We start from the raw sequence: 14,953 nt of genomic DNA, 5'->3' as shown, positions 1-14,953 counted from the left end.
CTTGCACTTTTGGTTGCCAGTATGGGGTGAAAGAAACCCTATGTCGCGACAGAAAGTGCAAGATCGGCGCAACGTCAGTCGAGGCGACCCGTGGTGGCGAGGCGTCGGTACCAGTGCGCGCTGTCCTTCCAGGTGCGCTCCTGGGTGTCGTAGTCGACCCGGATGATCCCGAACCGGCGGTCGTAGCCGTAACCCCACTCGAAGTTGTCCAGCAGCGACCAGACGAAGTAACCCCGCACGTCCGCGCCCTGCGCGCGGGCGTCCGCCATCGCGCCGATGTGCCGACGCAGGTAGTCGATCCGCAGGTCGTCGTGGATCCGGCCGTCGGCGGCCACCTCGTCGTCGAACGCCGCGCCGTTCTCGGTGATCATCATGGGCTGGCCCGGGTGGTCCCGATGCAGCCGCAGCAGCAGCTCGGTCAGGGCGGGCGGGTCGATGTTCCACCCCATCGCCGTGTACGGGCCCGGCTGCGGCAGGAAGTCGACGTCGTCGGCGCCCACCCAGGGCGAGTGCGCCGACGCGCCGTGGCCGTCGGCGTCCGAGCGGGCCGAGTGCCCGTCCCAGGCGCGGACCAGGGTGCTGGAGTAGTAGTTGACGCCCAGCACGTCCAGCGGCACGGCGGCCACCTTCTCGTCGCCCTGCTGCACGAACGACCAGTCCGTCACGCCGGCCGTGTCGGTCAGCAGGTCGGCCGGGTACGCCCCGTTCAACATCGGTCCGAGGAACGCCCGGTTGGCCAGCGCGTCGATGCGGCGGGCCGCGTCGACGTCCGCCGCCGTGTCCGAGGCCGGGCGGATGACGTGCAGGTTCAGCGTCACCGACAGTTCGGCGGCCGGCGCGGTCTCGCGGACCACGCGACCGGCCAGGCCGTGCGCGAGGTTCAGGTGGTGTACGGCCGCCAGCGCCGCCGCCGGCTCGGTCCGCCCCGGCGCGTGTACGCCGGAACCGTAACCCAGGTACGCCGAGCACCACGGCTCGTTGAGCGTCGTCCAGGTGTGCACCCGGTCGCCGAGCGCGGCGACGATCCCCGACGCGTACTCCTCGAAGCGCAGCGCCGTGTCCCGCGCCGGCCACCCACCGGCGTCCTCCAACTCCTGCGGCAGGTCCCAGTGGTACATGGTGGCGACCGGGCGGATGCCGCGCTCCAACAGGCCGTCGACGAGCCGCGAGTAGAAGTCCAGGCCGGCCTGGTTGAACCGGCCGGAGCCGCCCGGCTGCACCCGGGGCCAGGAGATCGAGAAGCGGTACGCGCCCAGGCCCAGCTCGGCGACGTGGTCGAGGTCCTGCGCCCAGCGGTGGTAGTGGTCGGCGGCCGCGTCACCGGTGTCGCCGTTCAGCGTCCGCCCCGGCGTGTGGCTGTACGTGTCCCAGATGGACGGGCCCCTGCCGTCCTCGGTGGCCGCGCCCTCGATCTGGTAGGCCGCCGTGGCCGAACCCCACAGGAAACTCTCCGGAAAGGCATGTGCCGTCACTGTCCCGCCACCTCCGTCCCGGCCACCACACAGTGGTAGGCCGACGATTCACCCGCCACCAGTTCCGCGCTGGCCACGCCGTCGCGGAAACCTACCTCGAACTCCGCGCCGGCCCCCTGGCCGGGCGACGGAATCCGCACCCGCCGCCGCTGCCCCTCGGCCGGAGCGTAGAGGCACAGGCGGACACCGTCCGCCCAGGCGTAGTCGGGCCGGTCGGAGCGCGTGCCGAACGCGATGACCGCGCCCGGCCGGGCGAGCACCGGCAGGCTGTCGAACTCGTGCTTCTCGGTCACCCAGGCCGGACCGGTGAGCTGGGCGCCGGTCAGCAGGTGCGTCCACGTCCCGGCCGGGACGTAGAAGGTGACCTCACCGTCGGCGCTGAGCACCGGCGCGACCAGCAGGTCGGAGCCGAGCATGTACTGCCGGTCCAGGTACGCCGCGGCCGGGTCGTCCGGGAACTCCACGATCATCGGACGCATCATGGGGACTCCGTCGCGGTGCGCCTCCTCCGCCGCTGCCGCCAGGTACGGCATCAGTCTGAGCTTGAGACGGGTGAAGTGCCGCAGCACGTCGACGGCCTCCTCGTCGTACGCCCACGGGACGCGGTACGAGCCGGAGCCGTGCAGCCGGGAGTGCGACGAGAGCAGCCCGAAGGCGATCCACCGCTTGAACACCGTCGGGTCGGGGGTGCCCTCGAAGCCGCCGATGTCGTGGCTCCAGTAGCCGAAGCCGGACGCCGCCAGGGACAGGCCGCCGCGCAGCGACTCCGCCATCGCGACGAACGTCGACTCGCAGTCGCCGCCCCAGTGCACCGGGAACTGCTGCCCGCCCGTGGTGGCGGAGCGGGCGAACACCACCGCCTCACCCTCGCCGCGCTCGGCCTCCAGCAGCTCGAAGACGGCCTTGTTGTAGAGGTAGGAGTAGTAGTTGTGCATCCGCTGCGGGTCGGAGCCGTCGTGCCACACCACGTCGGTGGGGATGCGCTCACCGAAGTCGGTCTTGAAGCAGTCGACGCCCATGTCCAGCAGGACCTTGAGCTTGCCGGTGAACCAGGCGACCGCGTCCGGGTTGGTGAAGTCGACGAGCGCCATCCCGGCCTGCCACTTGTCCCACTGCCAGACCGAGCCGTCCGGGTTGCGGACCAGGTAGCCGGCCCGACGGCCCTCCTCGAAGAGGTACGAGCGCTGCGCGATGTACGGGTTGATCCACACGCACACCTTCAGGTCGCGCTCGTGCAGGCGGCGCAGCATCCCCTCCGGATCGGGGAAGGTCGCCGGGTCCCAGACGAAGTCGACCCAGTGGAACTGGCGCATCCAGAAGCAGTCGAAGTGGAACACCGACAGCGGCAGGTCCCGCTCGACCATCCCGTCGACGAACTCGGTCACGGTCTTCTCGTCGTACGACGTGGTGAACGACGTGGACAGCCACAATCCGTAGGACCAGGCGGGCACCCGGGCCGGTCGGCCGGTCAGCGCCGTGTACCGGCGCAGCACGTCCTTCGGGGTGGGCCCGTCGATGACGTAGTAGGTGAGCGACTGGCCCTCGACGCTGAACTGGTTCTGCGCCACGACCTCGGAGCCGACCTCGAACGACACGTGCTCCGGGTGGTCGACGAAGACCCCGTAGCCGGCGCTGCTCAGGTAGAACGGCACGTTCTTGTACGCCTGTTCGCTGGCCGTGCCGCCGTCGGCGTTCCAGATGTCGACGGTCTGGCCGTTCTTGACGAACGGGCCGAAGCGCTCGCCCAGCCCGTACACCGTCTCGCCGACGCCGAGGGCGAGCCGCTCGTGCACGTGCCGGCGGCCCCGGCCGTCGGTGACGATCCCGACGCTGCGCGCGGTGGACGCGGTGAGCAGGCGGTCGCCGTGCCGGAACTGGACCCGCCAGCCGTCGACGAGCGCGACCCGCGCCGTCAGTTCGCCGGTGGTCAGCGACGCGCTGATGCCGGTGATGTCGACGGTGACCGGGTGGGCGCGGTCGGCGTTCAACCCGAAGTGCGGCTCGCGGGGGAGTCCGCCGCTGTGGTGCCCGATGGTCACCCCGACGACGCCCGGCGCGGGGGAGAAGAACCGGACGGTGACGACGGGGCGGTTCAGGGTGTCGCCTCGACCGGTGATCTGACCGGCCGGCGCGAAGACGGTGAAGCCGCTCTCGTCCGGCTCGACCGATTCCACCGCGCCGGGGCGCAGCACGCTGACCCCCGGGCGCAGTTGCCAGTACCCGTCGGTGAACTTCACTTCTCGGCTCCTGCCGTGATGCCGCGCGCCAGAGTGCGCTGGAAGATGAGGAAGAAGAGGATGGCCGGCACCAGGCTGATCAGGGCCCCGGCGTTCGTCGTCGGGGCGTCCATCAGGCGGTCGCCCTGCAACGACGCGAGCGCGACCGGGATGGTCTGCGTCTGGTTGTCGATCAGCATGACCAGCGGGATGAGGAACTCGTTCCAGGTCCAGATGAAGAAGAAGATGAGGAGTACGGCGAGGGTGGGCCGCAGGTTGGGGAAGACCACCCGCCACAGCACCGTCCACTTGCCGGCGCCGTCGAGCGCGGCGGCCTCCAGCAGCGAGCGCGGGAAGGTGCCCAGGACCGAGGCCAGCAGGTACGTGCCGAAGGCGCTCTGGATCACGGTGAAGATGATGATCACCGCGAGCCGGGTGTTGTAGAGGCCGACCTCCTTCGCCACGTAGTACAGCGGGTAGATCAGCGCCTCCTGCGGCAGCATGTTGGCCAGCAGGAACAGTCCGACGATCCAGAGTCGGCCACGGACCCGACCGATGCCCAGCGCGTACGCGTTGAGCAGCGACACGAGGACGCCGAACACCGCCACGGAACCGGCGATGAGCGCCGAGTTCCACAGCTTGAGCGGGAAGTCGACCTCGTTCCAGTACGTTCGCAGGCCCTTGGTGTAGAACTCGCTGGGCCAGCTCAGCGGCCCGGCCGACGAGTAGTCACCGGGCGACTTGAACGCGTTGAGCAGCATGAACGCGAACGGCACCAGCATGACGAGCGCGCCGACGGTGACCAGGGCGAGCACAACCCAGCGGCTTCCGCCGCGGTGGTGCCGGTCGCGGGCGGGCCGGCGGACCGGCGTCGGGGCCGGGATGAGCGTCACGGCCATGTCAGAACCCCCGGTCCCGGCGCTCGGCGCGCGCCTGCCACCAGATGAAGACTCCGGCCACCACGACGATGATCAGTGTGAGCACCGTGGAGATCGCCGAGCCGTAGCCGACCTGGAGCTTCTTGAAGAAGGTGTAGTAGGCGAAGTAGGACGGCACGTTCGTGGCGTTCTCCGGGCCGCCCCGGGTGAGCGCGAAGATCGGCCCGAACACCTTCAACGCCGCGATGGTGCAGGTCAGGGCGACCACGAAGGTCTCCGGCCGGATCTGCGGCAGGGTGATCGCCCGGAACCGGTGCAGCCAGTTCGCGCCGTCGACCTCGGCCGCCTCGTACAGCTCCGGGTCCACCCGCTGCAACGCGGCCATGAACACGACCACCGGGTAGCCGATCTGCACCCAGATCATCACCGCCATCACGGCCGGCAGGGCCGTGTCCGGGTCGCCGAGCCAGTCGTGGCGCAGCGCGCCGAGACCGACCGCGTCGAGCAGGCTGTTGAACGCGCCGTCGGGGCGCAGGATCCAGCCCCACACGATGCCGGCGACCACCACGGGCAGTACCTGCGGGAGGTAGAACGCGGCGCGCAGCGCGGCGGCCGTACGTGGCTTGAAGCGGCGTCCGATGACGTCGAAGAGCACCGAGGCGAGCAGCAGCCCGAGCAGGGTCGGCACCACCACCATCGCGACGATCATCGCCACCGTGTTGCGGAACGACGCCCAGAACACGTCGTCGTCCAGCAGCCGCTGGTAGTTGTCGAACCCGACGAAGGTGGGGTCGCCGATGCCGGACCACCTGGTCAGCGACAGGTAGCCGGTGCCGACCAGCGGCGCGCCGATCACCAGGAGGAACAGCGCCGCGCCGGGGATCAGATAGAGCCAGTACGCCGCGTCGCGGCCGCGCGGTCGGCGGCGGGGTGTCGGCGGGGTGGGCGTCGCCGTCGGGGGTACGGCGGCGACGGTCTCGGAGACTGCCATGGAAGATCCTTCCCGGCCGGGCGGGCGCGCCAATCGTGTCGGTCGCGCCCGCCGCTCGCCGTGTCACTTGCCGGTGATCTCCTTGACGCCATCGGCGTACGGCTTGGCGATCGTGTCGAGCACCTGGTCCGGGGACTTCGATCCGTTGATCAGGCCCTGGAAACCGCCCACCAGCACGTCGTAGTAGCCGGGCACCGGCCAGTCCGGGTAGAAGGCCAGGCCGTCCTGCTTGCTGACCGTGTTGAAGTCCTCGATCAGCTTGCGGTCCTTCGGGTCGCTGATCTTCGAGGCGTCGGCGGCGATCGGGACGCCACCGTTGTTTCCGATCAGGTCCTGGATCTCGGGGCGCAGGGTGATGTCGATGAAGTCGTACGCCAGGCTCTTGGCCTTGCTGTTCGACGGGACCACCCAGATGTTGCCCGACGACCCGGCGTTGAGGGTGTTGCCGGGGAAGAGGAACGTGTCCCAGTTGGCCTTCATCTCGGTCTTGAACCGGCCGTACCACCAGCTACCCGAGACGATCATGGGAGTCTTGCCGGCGATGAACGCGGTGCCCATGTCCTCGGCCTTGAGGCTCGCCGAGTCTTTGGCGACGTAACCCTTGCGCACCCACTCGGCGAACGTGTCCGCGCCGTACTTGAGCGGGTCGGCCTTGAAGTCGACCGGGTTCTTGTAGAGCTGGTAGTTGTCGACGAACTGCCGGTCGGCCTTGGAGAGCGCCAGCTGGTAGAAGAGCTGCCCGGCCGGGTACTCCGCGCCGGCCATGCCCAGCGGGGTGATCTTCTTGCTGACGAAGGTGTCCATCGCGGCGGTCATCTCGGCCAGCGTGGTCGGCACCTTGACGCCGTTGCGATCGAACAGGTCCTTGTTGTAGTAGACCGTGACGTACTCGCCGTAGTTGGGCACGCCGAACCAGTTGCCCGACCCCATCACGCCCTTGTCGCTGTACCGGGCGGTTGTCTGGAGGCTGGGGCTGAGCTTGCCGGCCCAGCCGCGCTTGTCGGCCTCGGCGCTCAGATCGGTCAGCAGACCCTGCGACGACAGTAGGCCGGCCGTCGCGTTGCCCTTGTTGTACTCCATGATGTCCGGGCCCTCGGACGAGTTGATGATCATGCCGGCGTTCTGCTGGATCTGCTCGAACGCCTTGCGCTCGAAGCGCACCTCGACGCCCGGGTGCTCGGCCTTGAAGATCTCGATCGCCTTGTCCCAGCCGACCCCCATGGCGCTGTTCTCGCTCTCGTAGTGCCAGAGCTTGAGGGTCTTGGCCCCGCTGTCGTCCTCGCTCTCGCCGCCGCCGCAGGCGGCCACGGTGGTCGTCGCGGTCGCCGCCAGGGCGATCGCCGCGACGATCCGGCGGAATCGCTGCATTGCTATCCTCCTCGGTGAGTATCGAGCCCGGTATCTCACTGGGCCCGTCGTCGCGTTGCCGCGCGGCGGCGGGCCGTTTTCACTGGTCAGACCCCATGGGGTCACTCTGTTCGCGGTGCGGCGGTCGAACCTCGGACCTCCAGCACGCACGGCAGCAGTTGTTGGTGGCGCTCGTCGCCCGCCCCGTCCAGGTGGCGTACCAGCGCCTCGATCGCGATCCGGCCCAGGGTCGACCCGGGCGAGGTCATCGCGGTCAGCGCCGGGGTGGCCAGCTCGGCGACCTGCGGCGAGGTGACCATCGAGACCACCGATACGTCGTCGGGCACCGACAGCCCACGCCCCGTCAGCTCACCGAGGATGCCGAAGAGCGCCGTCTCGTTCATCGCCAGCAGGGCGGTCAGCTCCGGGGCGCGGGCGAGCGCGGCGGCCAGGGCCGCCCGTCCGCCGGCGGCGCTGTCCTCGGCCGGGATCATGATCGGTTCCAGGCCGTGGCCGGTCATGGCCGTGACAAAGGCGTCCCGGGTACGCAACGCCGGCCCGTAACCGCTGGCCAGCGTCGCGGCCGAGTGGTTGACGTAGACGATCCGGCGGTGCCCCAGACCGACCAGGTGCGCGACGGCCTCCCGCACGGTCTGCTCGAAGTCGATGTCGACGAAGGAGAGCCCGCTGGCATCGCCGGTACGCCCGATCAGCACCAGCGGCACCCCCGCCTCCTGGAGCACGGTGACCCGCTCGTCGGCGAGCTGCACCTCCATCAGCACGACGCCGTCGAGCATTCGCTGGCTGGCGAGCCGTCGCAGGTCGTCGAGGTCTCCGCCACCGACCGGCGAGAGCACGAGGTGGTAGCCGACGGCGCTGGCCGCCGCGGCGGCGCCGGTGACGAACGCCGTCTCCGTCGCGCCCAGACCACGCTCGTCCATCGGCATCAGCAGGCCGAGGATGCGGCTACGCCGGCTGGCCAGCCCTCGGGCCATCGCGTTGGGCTGGTAGTCCAGCTCAGCCATGGCCGCGAGCACCTTGGCGCGGGTGGCCTGGGAGATCGGCCGGGCGCCGGTGAGCACGTACGACACGGTGCTGACCGAGACCTGCGCAAGGCGGGCGACGTCGTGCATCGTGGCCACTGGTGCACCTCCTCCGGCCCGGAGTGGAATCGCTTCCGGAAGATCGTCGAAGCGTTTCGACGAAACGCTTCGACAGACGCTAGGTCACGTGTTACGGCACCGTCAATAGCCGATGTCGAAAAGAAGTCCCGCGTGCCTGGCGTCGGCGATCCGCAGACGACCCCAGGGCACGCCCACGCCGCGCGAAGCGGGTGCCAGGCCGAGTCTCGGCGCGCCAAGGGCGTGCCGCGGGCAGCAATATCGGGGATGTTGCTGCCTCCGACGCGTCTCAGGCAGCAACTTCACCGATGTTGCTGCTTCCCGCGCGTCTGAGGCAGCAACTTCGGTGATGTTGTGAGGATCTTGGCGCGGGGCGCGGGGCGCGGGGCGCGGGGCGCGGGGCGCGGGGCGCGGGGCGCGGGGCGCGGGGCGCGGGGCGCGGCGATCCGTGGCGTCGATCTTGCACTTTCTGTGCCGACAAAGAGTGCCATACTGAACATTTCGTCAACAGTAAGTGCAAGATCGGCGCGACTGGATGGGTCCCGCGCGCTCCTCGCCCGGCCAGCCTGGGCATGATCGCGCACGATCCAGGATCCAGTGGTGTCGGCGTGACGGGGAGGCCACTGGATCCTGGATCGAGCACGATCTTGACATCGGCGACGCCTCTCATCGCGTCGATCTTGCACTTTCTGTGGCGACATAGGACGCGAAATGGGGCGGATCGGCATCCGAAAGTGCAAGATCGACGCGGTGGGCCCGGGGCGCGCGGTGGGCGCGGCGCGCCCGGGCGCGGGCGGGGGCGCGGTTTAGACGTCGATGTTGAGGCGTTGCAGGACTGAGGGGGCGATGAGGCCGGCGGTGGCCAGCACCACGACCACGGTCAGCACGGCGCGCAGGACGACGACTTCGGTCTTGCTGCCGGTGCGCAGGGCGATGCTGTTCGGGAGGCCGATCATCGTCCACATGCGGCGGCGGATCGGTATCGGCCAGAGGATCGGCACACCCGCCCTGGTGATCATGTCGCCGAGGATGTGCACGAAGCAGCCCACCCCGACGGCCGTACCGATCAGCGGATAACCCCGCCCGCCCGGCAGGTTGGCGAAGGTGAACCAGGCGGCTCCGGCCGACGCGAGCGTGACGATCACCCAGCCGGCCCGTTCGGCCCACTCGTCGAAGAGCCCGCGCAGGGCGAGGCCGAACATGAAGAACAGGATCGTGATCACCGCCCACTTGCCGTACGCGGCGCAGAGCGCGGTGGTGCCCCAGCCGACCAGCAGGGTGAACGGGAGCGTGTGGGTGAGCGTCCGGTGCCCGTTGTTGCGACGCGGATCCTTGCTGAGCTTCGTCGCGTAGTAGACGCCGAGCGAGATCTTCTCCATCACCTCGGCGACGAAGAGTGAGAAGACCCCGAACGTACGGGCGACGGTGGCGCCACCCTGGTTGCGGGTCACCTTGCCGGACAGGTCGAGGTCCGGGAAGAGCGCCCCACCCGCACACACCGCCGTGCCCACCGCCAGCGCCAGAGGCGATTGGTGGTAGTCGGCGAACTGGTCCAGCGCCCAGGACCCGGCCAGCCATACCGCCGCGCCGGACAGCGCGTGCGACGGTCCCATCATCTTCGGCTCACCCTCCCCAGGGATCTTGAGCGCCAAAACTACGCCACTGTAGCCAGCGTCGGTGTCGCAGGGGCGTCAGTTGACTCGTCCACAACGGACAGTGTCAGAGGGTGGGCGTGAAGCTCTGCCGGATCATCACGAAGTATGCCGCGTTGACCTGCCAGTCGAACTCCTTTGTCAACCACGAGACGGTGTAGGCGCGTCCGGCCGAGGTGTTGGCGAGCAGCCGGATGCTGTGCACCCGTTCGCCGGCGGCGTTCTCCCAACTGCACTCCCAGAGAGCCCCGCCGTCGAAGACGTCCAGCGGAGAGATGTCCACCTTGCGGTAGCCGGGGAGCGCGTCGGCGCCGAGGAGCCGCTTCTCCTCGGCGTCGAAGTGCGCCACCGGGTTGGTGCGCAGCGGCCCCGCCTCGACGCTGAGGACCCGCGCCCCACTGGGTTCGCGGAAGCAGGTGGCCGCCCCTTCGGTCCACCGTGCCCAGGCCACCGGCGCGGCGACGCGGAAGCCGGTCGGGTCGTCGTGCCAGGTCCAGCCGTCGCGCAGCCCGTACCGCGCGTCCTTCGGTGGTGGCACCGAGGGCACCGGCGTGGCGGTCGGTGGCGGGGGTGTGGCGCAGGCGAACGCGGCTGGTCGGGTGGCGGTCGCGCCCCCGCCGGAGCCGGACGGCGGCGTGCGGTCGTCCCGGCGGTGCAGCAGCGCCGCCGTGACGCCACCGGTGACGAGGAGGGCCACCGCGGTCGCCGCGCCGCCCCAGGCGATGAGCCGTCCGCGTCGGCCCACGGCGCGGTCCGTCGGGCGGTGGACCGGTGTCGCCGCGCCCGGCGCGGGACCCTTCGCGGGGACCGGGGCGGACCCGGCGGCCCGGCCCGCGCCGCGGACCGCCGCCACCGCGGTGGACCGTGCCGGCGTGGGCCGGTCGTGGTCGGCCGCCGCCGCGGCGCGCAGCAGAGGCTCGGCCTCGGCGGCGGTGAATCGCCGCCAGGGGTCGCGTTGCAACAGGCCGCTGATCACCGGGCCCAGGGGGCCGGCCCGACGCATCGGGTCCGGAGGCTCGGTGGCCAGCGCGCTGAGCGTCGCCATCGCGCTGGAGCGGGCGTACGGGGACTGCCCCTCGACCGTCGCGTAGAGCGTCGCGCCCAGCGACCACAGGTCGGTACGCGGGTCCGACACACCGTCACGCGCCCGCTCCGGTGCGACGAACTGTGGAGAGCCGAGCACCAGGCCCGGGCCGGTCATCGCCCCGTCGCCACCGTCGAAGGTGGCCAGGCCGAAGTCGGTGAGCACGACCCGCCCGTCGTCGGCGACCAGCACGTTGTGCGGCTTCACGTCGCGGTGCAGGACACCGGCGGTGTGCGCGGCCCGCAACGCGGCAAGTACCGCAAGCCCGATCTGGGCCGTACGGGCGGGGTTGAGCGGGCCCTCGGCGTTGATGATCTGCTGCACCGACCGGGATGCGACGTACTCCATCACGATCCAGGGGTTCTCACCGTCGTGCACCACGTCGTACAGCCGGACGACGTTGGGGTGGTTGAGCCGCGCGGCGGTGCGCGCCTCGCGGAGCGTCCGCAGTCGTAGCTCCGCGCGTTCGGCCTCGGCCAGCCAGGCCGGCGGTACGACCTCCTTCACCGCCACGTCCCGGTGCAGCATCTCGTCGCGGGCCAGCCATACCCGGCCCATCCCGCCGGTGCCGACCAGGTCGAGCAGCCGGTACCGACCCGCGATCAGCAACTGCTGCACGGCCGCTCCCCCTCGGTCACCCTGAGTTACACGATAGCCACCGTCGCCGGTTTTCTCATCCGCTGAGCGGCCTCGATCCACGCCGGACGGAGGGCTGAGCAGGGCCATACGGCGCAGGTCAGCGGGGTGGTCGGAAACTCTTTCGCACCGTGGTCCAGTCCCCGTCGGCGGTGGCCCAGTCACGGTCGTCGGTGATCCAACCCAGCGTCCAGCGCGACTCGCCGACGATCTGTTGCCGGGCGTGGATTCGCGGGCCGTCCGGGGCGACCCACCGACACTCCCATTCGGCGTCATCGTCGCCGGTGGCGAGCCGGATCTCCTCGTAACCGGGCAGCGCTCCGGCCCGGGCGGCCTCGTCGCGGGCGGCGCGCAGCCGGGTCATCGGGTCGGCCGCACCGCCTTCGGCGACGCTCAACGCTCGGCCGGTGGCCGGGTCCTGGAAGCAGGCCACCGTGCCCTCCCGGGAGTAGTACCAGGTCGCCGGGACGGAGACCCGGAAGCCGGTGGTGTCGGAGTGCCACACCCATCCCGGTGGCGGCCGGAACCGCTCGCCCGCAGCGGGTGACCCGACCGAGACCGGTGCGCCGACGACGTCCGGGCGGACGCAGGGAAACGGCGGTGGGGGCACGTCACGGCCCCCGGGCGGCGGCCGACCCGGGCCGCCGCGGTGCGGGCCGCCCCGGTCGTCGCCGTACTCCCCGTCCGGCCCTCGACCGTCGTCCACCTGGCCGGTGGTCGGGGTGGTGGTCGGCCCGGCGGTGCCGGTCGGGACGTCACCGGCCACGGCCAGCGCGGTGCCCACACCGGCGGCGGCCGCCACGAGCAGCGCCGTGACCACCAGCGCCGCCCGCCGCGCCGCCGGCCGGCGGGCCGCTCGCGCTGCCGCGGGGATGGCGGGCTCCTCCCGCTGCCGGATATCCGGGTCGGTGTTCGTGCGGTGTTCGGAGGGGGTGGCTCCGGGCGGGCCGACGCCGCTGCCGGGCGCGTCGGGCGTGGGTCGCCCGCTGGCGGGGGCGGCCGGTTCCCCGGAAGTGGACGCCGCCCGGGCGGGCGATCCGGTCGCGGCCGGAGCGCTGGCCGCAGCGGTAGGACCGGTCGGGCCGGGGACGCTCGTCACGTCGGCGATGCTGGTCGGCGCTGTCGGGCCGGTCGGTCCTGGCGTGGGCAGAGCGGCGTCGGGCCCGGCTGTGGCGTGCGGGGGACCGTCCGGCGGGTCGGTGCGGCCGGTGGCGGCGGCGAGCAGCCGGCGGGCCCCGTCGTGGTCGAGGCGGTCGTGGGGGTCGCGGCGTAGCAGCCCGTCGAGCACCGGCGCGAGCGGACCGGCGTGCGGCGCCGGGTCCGGTGGGCCGGCGGCCAGCGCGCTGAGGGTGGCCATCGCGTTGCTGCGGGCGTACGGGGAGCGGCCCTCCACGGCGGCGTGCAGGGTGGCGCCCAGCGACCACAGGTCGGCGGCCACCGTGGACACTCCCTCCGCGGCCCGCTCCGGGGCGACGTACTGCGGGGAGCCGAGCACCATCCCGGGACGGGTCATCGCGCCGTCCCCGCCGTCGAAGGTGGCCAGGCCGAAGTCGGTGAGCATCACCCGGCCGTCGTGGGCGACGAGCACGTTCTGCGGCTTGATGTCGCGGTGCAGCACCCCGGCGACGTGCGCGGCCTCCAGGGCGTCGAGCAGGGCCAGGCCGATCCGGGCGGCACGGACCGGATCGAGGGGCCCCTCGGCGTCGAGCACGTCCTGCAGGGTGCGCGACGGTACGTACTCCATCACGATCCACGGACTGCCCTCGACCTGGACGACGTCGTAGAGCCGGACCACGGCGGGGTGGTTGAGACGGGCCGCGGTGCGCGCCTCGCGCAGCGTGCGCGAGCGCAGCTCGGCCCGCTCGTTGTCGGCCAGCCAGTTCGGCGGTACGACCTCCTTGACGGCGACCTCGCGATGCAGCATCTCGTCGCGGGCTCGCCAGACCCGACCCATGCCCCCGCGGCCCACCAGGTCGAGCAGCCGGTACCGACCGGCGATCAGCACCTGCGCACGCTCCTCCTCAGCCGCTGTCCGGTGTACACCCTAACCAGCGGATCGGAACGTACCTATCGGTCGTCCGACCTAGCTCACGAGGCGGCGTGGTCGGCGGCGGCGAGCAGATTGCCCTCCGGAATGGCGATCCGGTCCCGTCCGCCGGCCAGTCGGGCGGCGGCCCGGCGAGCCTGGAGCGGGCCGTGGTCGCGACGGGCGGCGGCGTAGCTGGCGGCGGTGCGGGCCGCGATGGTGGTCCATCCGTAGCGTTCGCCGACCATGGTCCGGGCCCGCCGGGCGACCCGCCGGGCGAAGACCTCGTCGCCGAGCAGTCGGTCGACCGCGCCCGCGAGGGCGACCGGGTCGCTGTGCGGGAACGTCACGCCGGTGACGCCGGGTTCGACGATCTCGGCGAGGCCGCCGGTACGGGCCACCGCGAGGGGCGCCCCGGCCGCCGCGGCCTCCAGCGCCACCATGCCGAACGGCTCGTAGAGGCTGGGGACCACCGTCGCGTCGGTGGCGCCGAGCACCGCCGGCAGTTGGGTGGCGTCGAGGAAGCCGGTGAAGCGGACGGTCGAGCCGAGCGCGAGTCGACGGGCCTCGGCCTCCAACTCGGGGCGGTACGGACCGTCGCCGGCGATCACCACGCGCAGCCCGGGGTGCCGCTCGCGCAGTCGGGGCACCGCGTGCACGAGATGCTGGACGCCCTTCTCGTAGACCAGCCGGCCGGCGTACCCGACCAGGGGACCGTCCGCGGCGAACCGCGCGCGGGCCGACGCGACCGCGCGTGGTCGGGCCCGCCAGGCCCGGTCGTCGACCCCGTTGGGGACCACGTCGACAAGCCCGGCCGGTACGTCGAACAGCGCGCTGACCTGGTCCCGCATGTAACCCGAACAGGTGATCACGCGGGTGGAGGTCCCGCTGAGCCAGTGTTCGACGCCGTGGATGGTGCGGTTCATCTCCTCGGGCAGCCAGCCCTGGTGCCGGCCCGCCTCGGTGGCGTGGATGGTCGTGACCAGCGGCAGGTCCAGATGCTCGGACAGGGTCACGGCGGTGTGCGCGACGAGCCAGTCGTGGGCGTGGATGACGTCGTACGTGCCGGCCTGGGTGGCGCGCAGGGCGGTGCGGGTGAGGGTGTGGTTGAAGGCCATCGTCCAGGCGAGCAGCGATCCGGTGGCGAGGGGGAACGCGACGGGGTCTTCGGGGGCGCGCAGGATGCGGACGCCGTCGGCGTACTCCTCCAGGGGTGCGCCTTCGGCGTGGCGGGTGACGACGGTGACCTCGTGCCCGGCGGCGGCCAGGGCCACGGAGAGGGCGTGGACGTGGCGGCCGAGGCCGCCGACGAGCACCGGCGGGTACTCCCACGACAGCATCAGCACCCGTAGCTGGCGGGCGGGGTTGATGTCGATCACGTGGGCATCGGGTGACATGCGGCCCCCTTTGAGTTGTCCCCGGGCGCGCGCCGACCGACACCGGAGTCGATGTCGCCGTCGCGTCTGGATCGGGGCCAATCCTGCCGGCGCCGAGATAACCAGCGGAGACACCGCCGTTGCGGTCATGTAA

At 71.4% G+C, this 14,953-nt stretch carries 10 protein-coding genes; all 10 read right to left on the bottom strand.

Annotated elements, in window-relative coordinates; translation table 11 throughout:
• Positions 1 to 74: 74 nt before the first annotated feature.
• The 10 genes from ACQPZK_RS21225 to ACQPZK_RS21180 all read right to left on the bottom strand — a co-directional run bounded on the left by ACQPZK_RS21225 (position 75) and on the right by ACQPZK_RS21180 (position 14,820).
• Positions 75 to 1,472 carry a GH1 family beta-glucosidase gene (locus ACQPZK_RS21225; protein WP_433534684.1) on the bottom strand — a complete coding sequence of 466 codons (1,398 nt, stop codon included), beginning with the start codon at positions 1,470 to 1,472 and terminating at the stop codon, positions 75 to 77.
• Entirely contained in the window at positions 1,469 to 3,709 is a 2,241-nt protein-coding gene (gene yicI, locus ACQPZK_RS21220) for an alpha-xylosidase (protein WP_433534683.1), read from the bottom strand. The genes ACQPZK_RS21225 and yicI overlap by 4 nt, the downstream gene beginning before the upstream one ends.
• The gene (locus ACQPZK_RS21215) at positions 3,706 to 4,587 is read right to left on the bottom strand and encodes a carbohydrate ABC transporter permease (protein WP_433534682.1); all 882 of its coding nucleotides are present in this window, start codon (positions 4,585 to 4,587) and stop codon (positions 3,706 to 3,708) included. Before ACQPZK_RS21215 ends, yicI begins: the two co-directional genes overlap by 4 nt.
• Before the next feature lies 1 nt (position 4,588).
• Entirely contained in the window at positions 4,589 to 5,557 is a 969-nt protein-coding gene (locus tag ACQPZK_RS21210) for a carbohydrate ABC transporter permease (protein ID WP_433534681.1), read from the bottom strand.
• Between the two features lie 63 nt (positions 5,558 to 5,620).
• A complete protein-coding gene (locus ACQPZK_RS21205) occupies positions 5,621 to 6,925 on the bottom strand; it encodes an ABC transporter substrate-binding protein (RefSeq protein WP_433534680.1) in 1,305 nt (434 codons plus the stop codon).
• Between the two features lie 101 nt (positions 6,926 to 7,026).
• Entirely contained in the window at positions 7,027 to 8,037 is a 1,011-nt protein-coding gene (locus ACQPZK_RS21200; RefSeq protein ID WP_433539260.1) for a LacI family DNA-binding transcriptional regulator, read from the bottom strand.
• Positions 8,038 to 8,831: 794 nt separating this feature from the next.
• Entirely contained in the window at positions 8,832 to 9,641 is an 810-nt protein-coding gene (locus ACQPZK_RS21195; protein WP_433534679.1) for a metal-dependent hydrolase, read from the bottom strand.
• A gap of 103 nt (positions 9,642 to 9,744) precedes the next feature.
• A complete protein-coding gene (locus ACQPZK_RS21190) occupies positions 9,745 to 11,319 on the bottom strand; it encodes a serine/threonine-protein kinase (RefSeq protein ID WP_433539259.1) in 1,575 nt (524 codons plus the stop codon).
• A 178-nt stretch (positions 11,320 to 11,497) separates the two neighbouring features.
• A complete protein-coding gene (locus tag ACQPZK_RS21185) occupies positions 11,498 to 13,402 on the bottom strand; it encodes a protein kinase domain-containing protein (RefSeq protein ID WP_433534678.1) in 1,905 nt (634 codons plus the stop codon).
• A gap of 83 nt (positions 13,403 to 13,485) precedes the next feature.
• On the bottom strand, positions 13,486 to 14,820 hold the full coding sequence (locus tag ACQPZK_RS21180; RefSeq protein WP_433534677.1) for a glycosyltransferase family 4 protein: 1,335 nt from the start codon (positions 14,818 to 14,820) through the stop codon (positions 13,486 to 13,488).
• Positions 14,821 to 14,953: the final 133 nt, after the last annotated feature.

The organism is Micromonospora sp. CA-249363, assembly GCF_050950185.1.
Classification (GTDB): domain Bacteria; phylum Actinomycetota; class Actinomycetes; order Mycobacteriales; family Micromonosporaceae; genus Micromonospora.
The sequence above is the reverse complement of the archived record's forward strand: the minus strand, read 5'-3'. Positions and strand labels throughout refer to the sequence as shown.

Excerpts from the sequence above, each read along its gene's own strand:
- ACQPZK_RS21200 (WP_433539260.1), bottom strand. The coding sequence starts at position 8,037 with ATGCACGACGTCGCCCGCCTTGCGCAGGTCTCGGTCAGCACCGTGTCG.
- ACQPZK_RS21180 (WP_433534677.1), bottom strand. The coding sequence starts at position 14,820 with ATGTCACCCGATGCCCACGTGATCGACATCAACCCCGCCCGCCAGCTA.
- ACQPZK_RS21215 (WP_433534682.1), bottom strand. The coding sequence starts at position 4,587 with ATGGCCGTGACGCTCATCCCGGCCCCGACGCCGGTCCGCCGGCCCGCC.
- ACQPZK_RS21195 (WP_433534679.1), bottom strand. The coding sequence starts at position 9,641 with ATGATGGGACCGTCGCACGCGCTGTCCGGCGCGGCGGTATGGCTGGCC.
- ACQPZK_RS21210 (WP_433534681.1), bottom strand. The coding sequence starts at position 5,557 with ATGGCAGTCTCCGAGACCGTCGCCGCCGTACCCCCGACGGCGACGCCC.
- ACQPZK_RS21190 (WP_433539259.1), bottom strand. The coding sequence starts at position 11,319 with ATGGGCCGGGTATGGCTGGCCCGCGACGAGATGCTGCACCGGGACGTG.
- ACQPZK_RS21205 (WP_433534680.1), bottom strand. The coding sequence starts at position 6,925 with ATGCAGCGATTCCGCCGGATCGTCGCGGCGATCGCCCTGGCGGCGACC.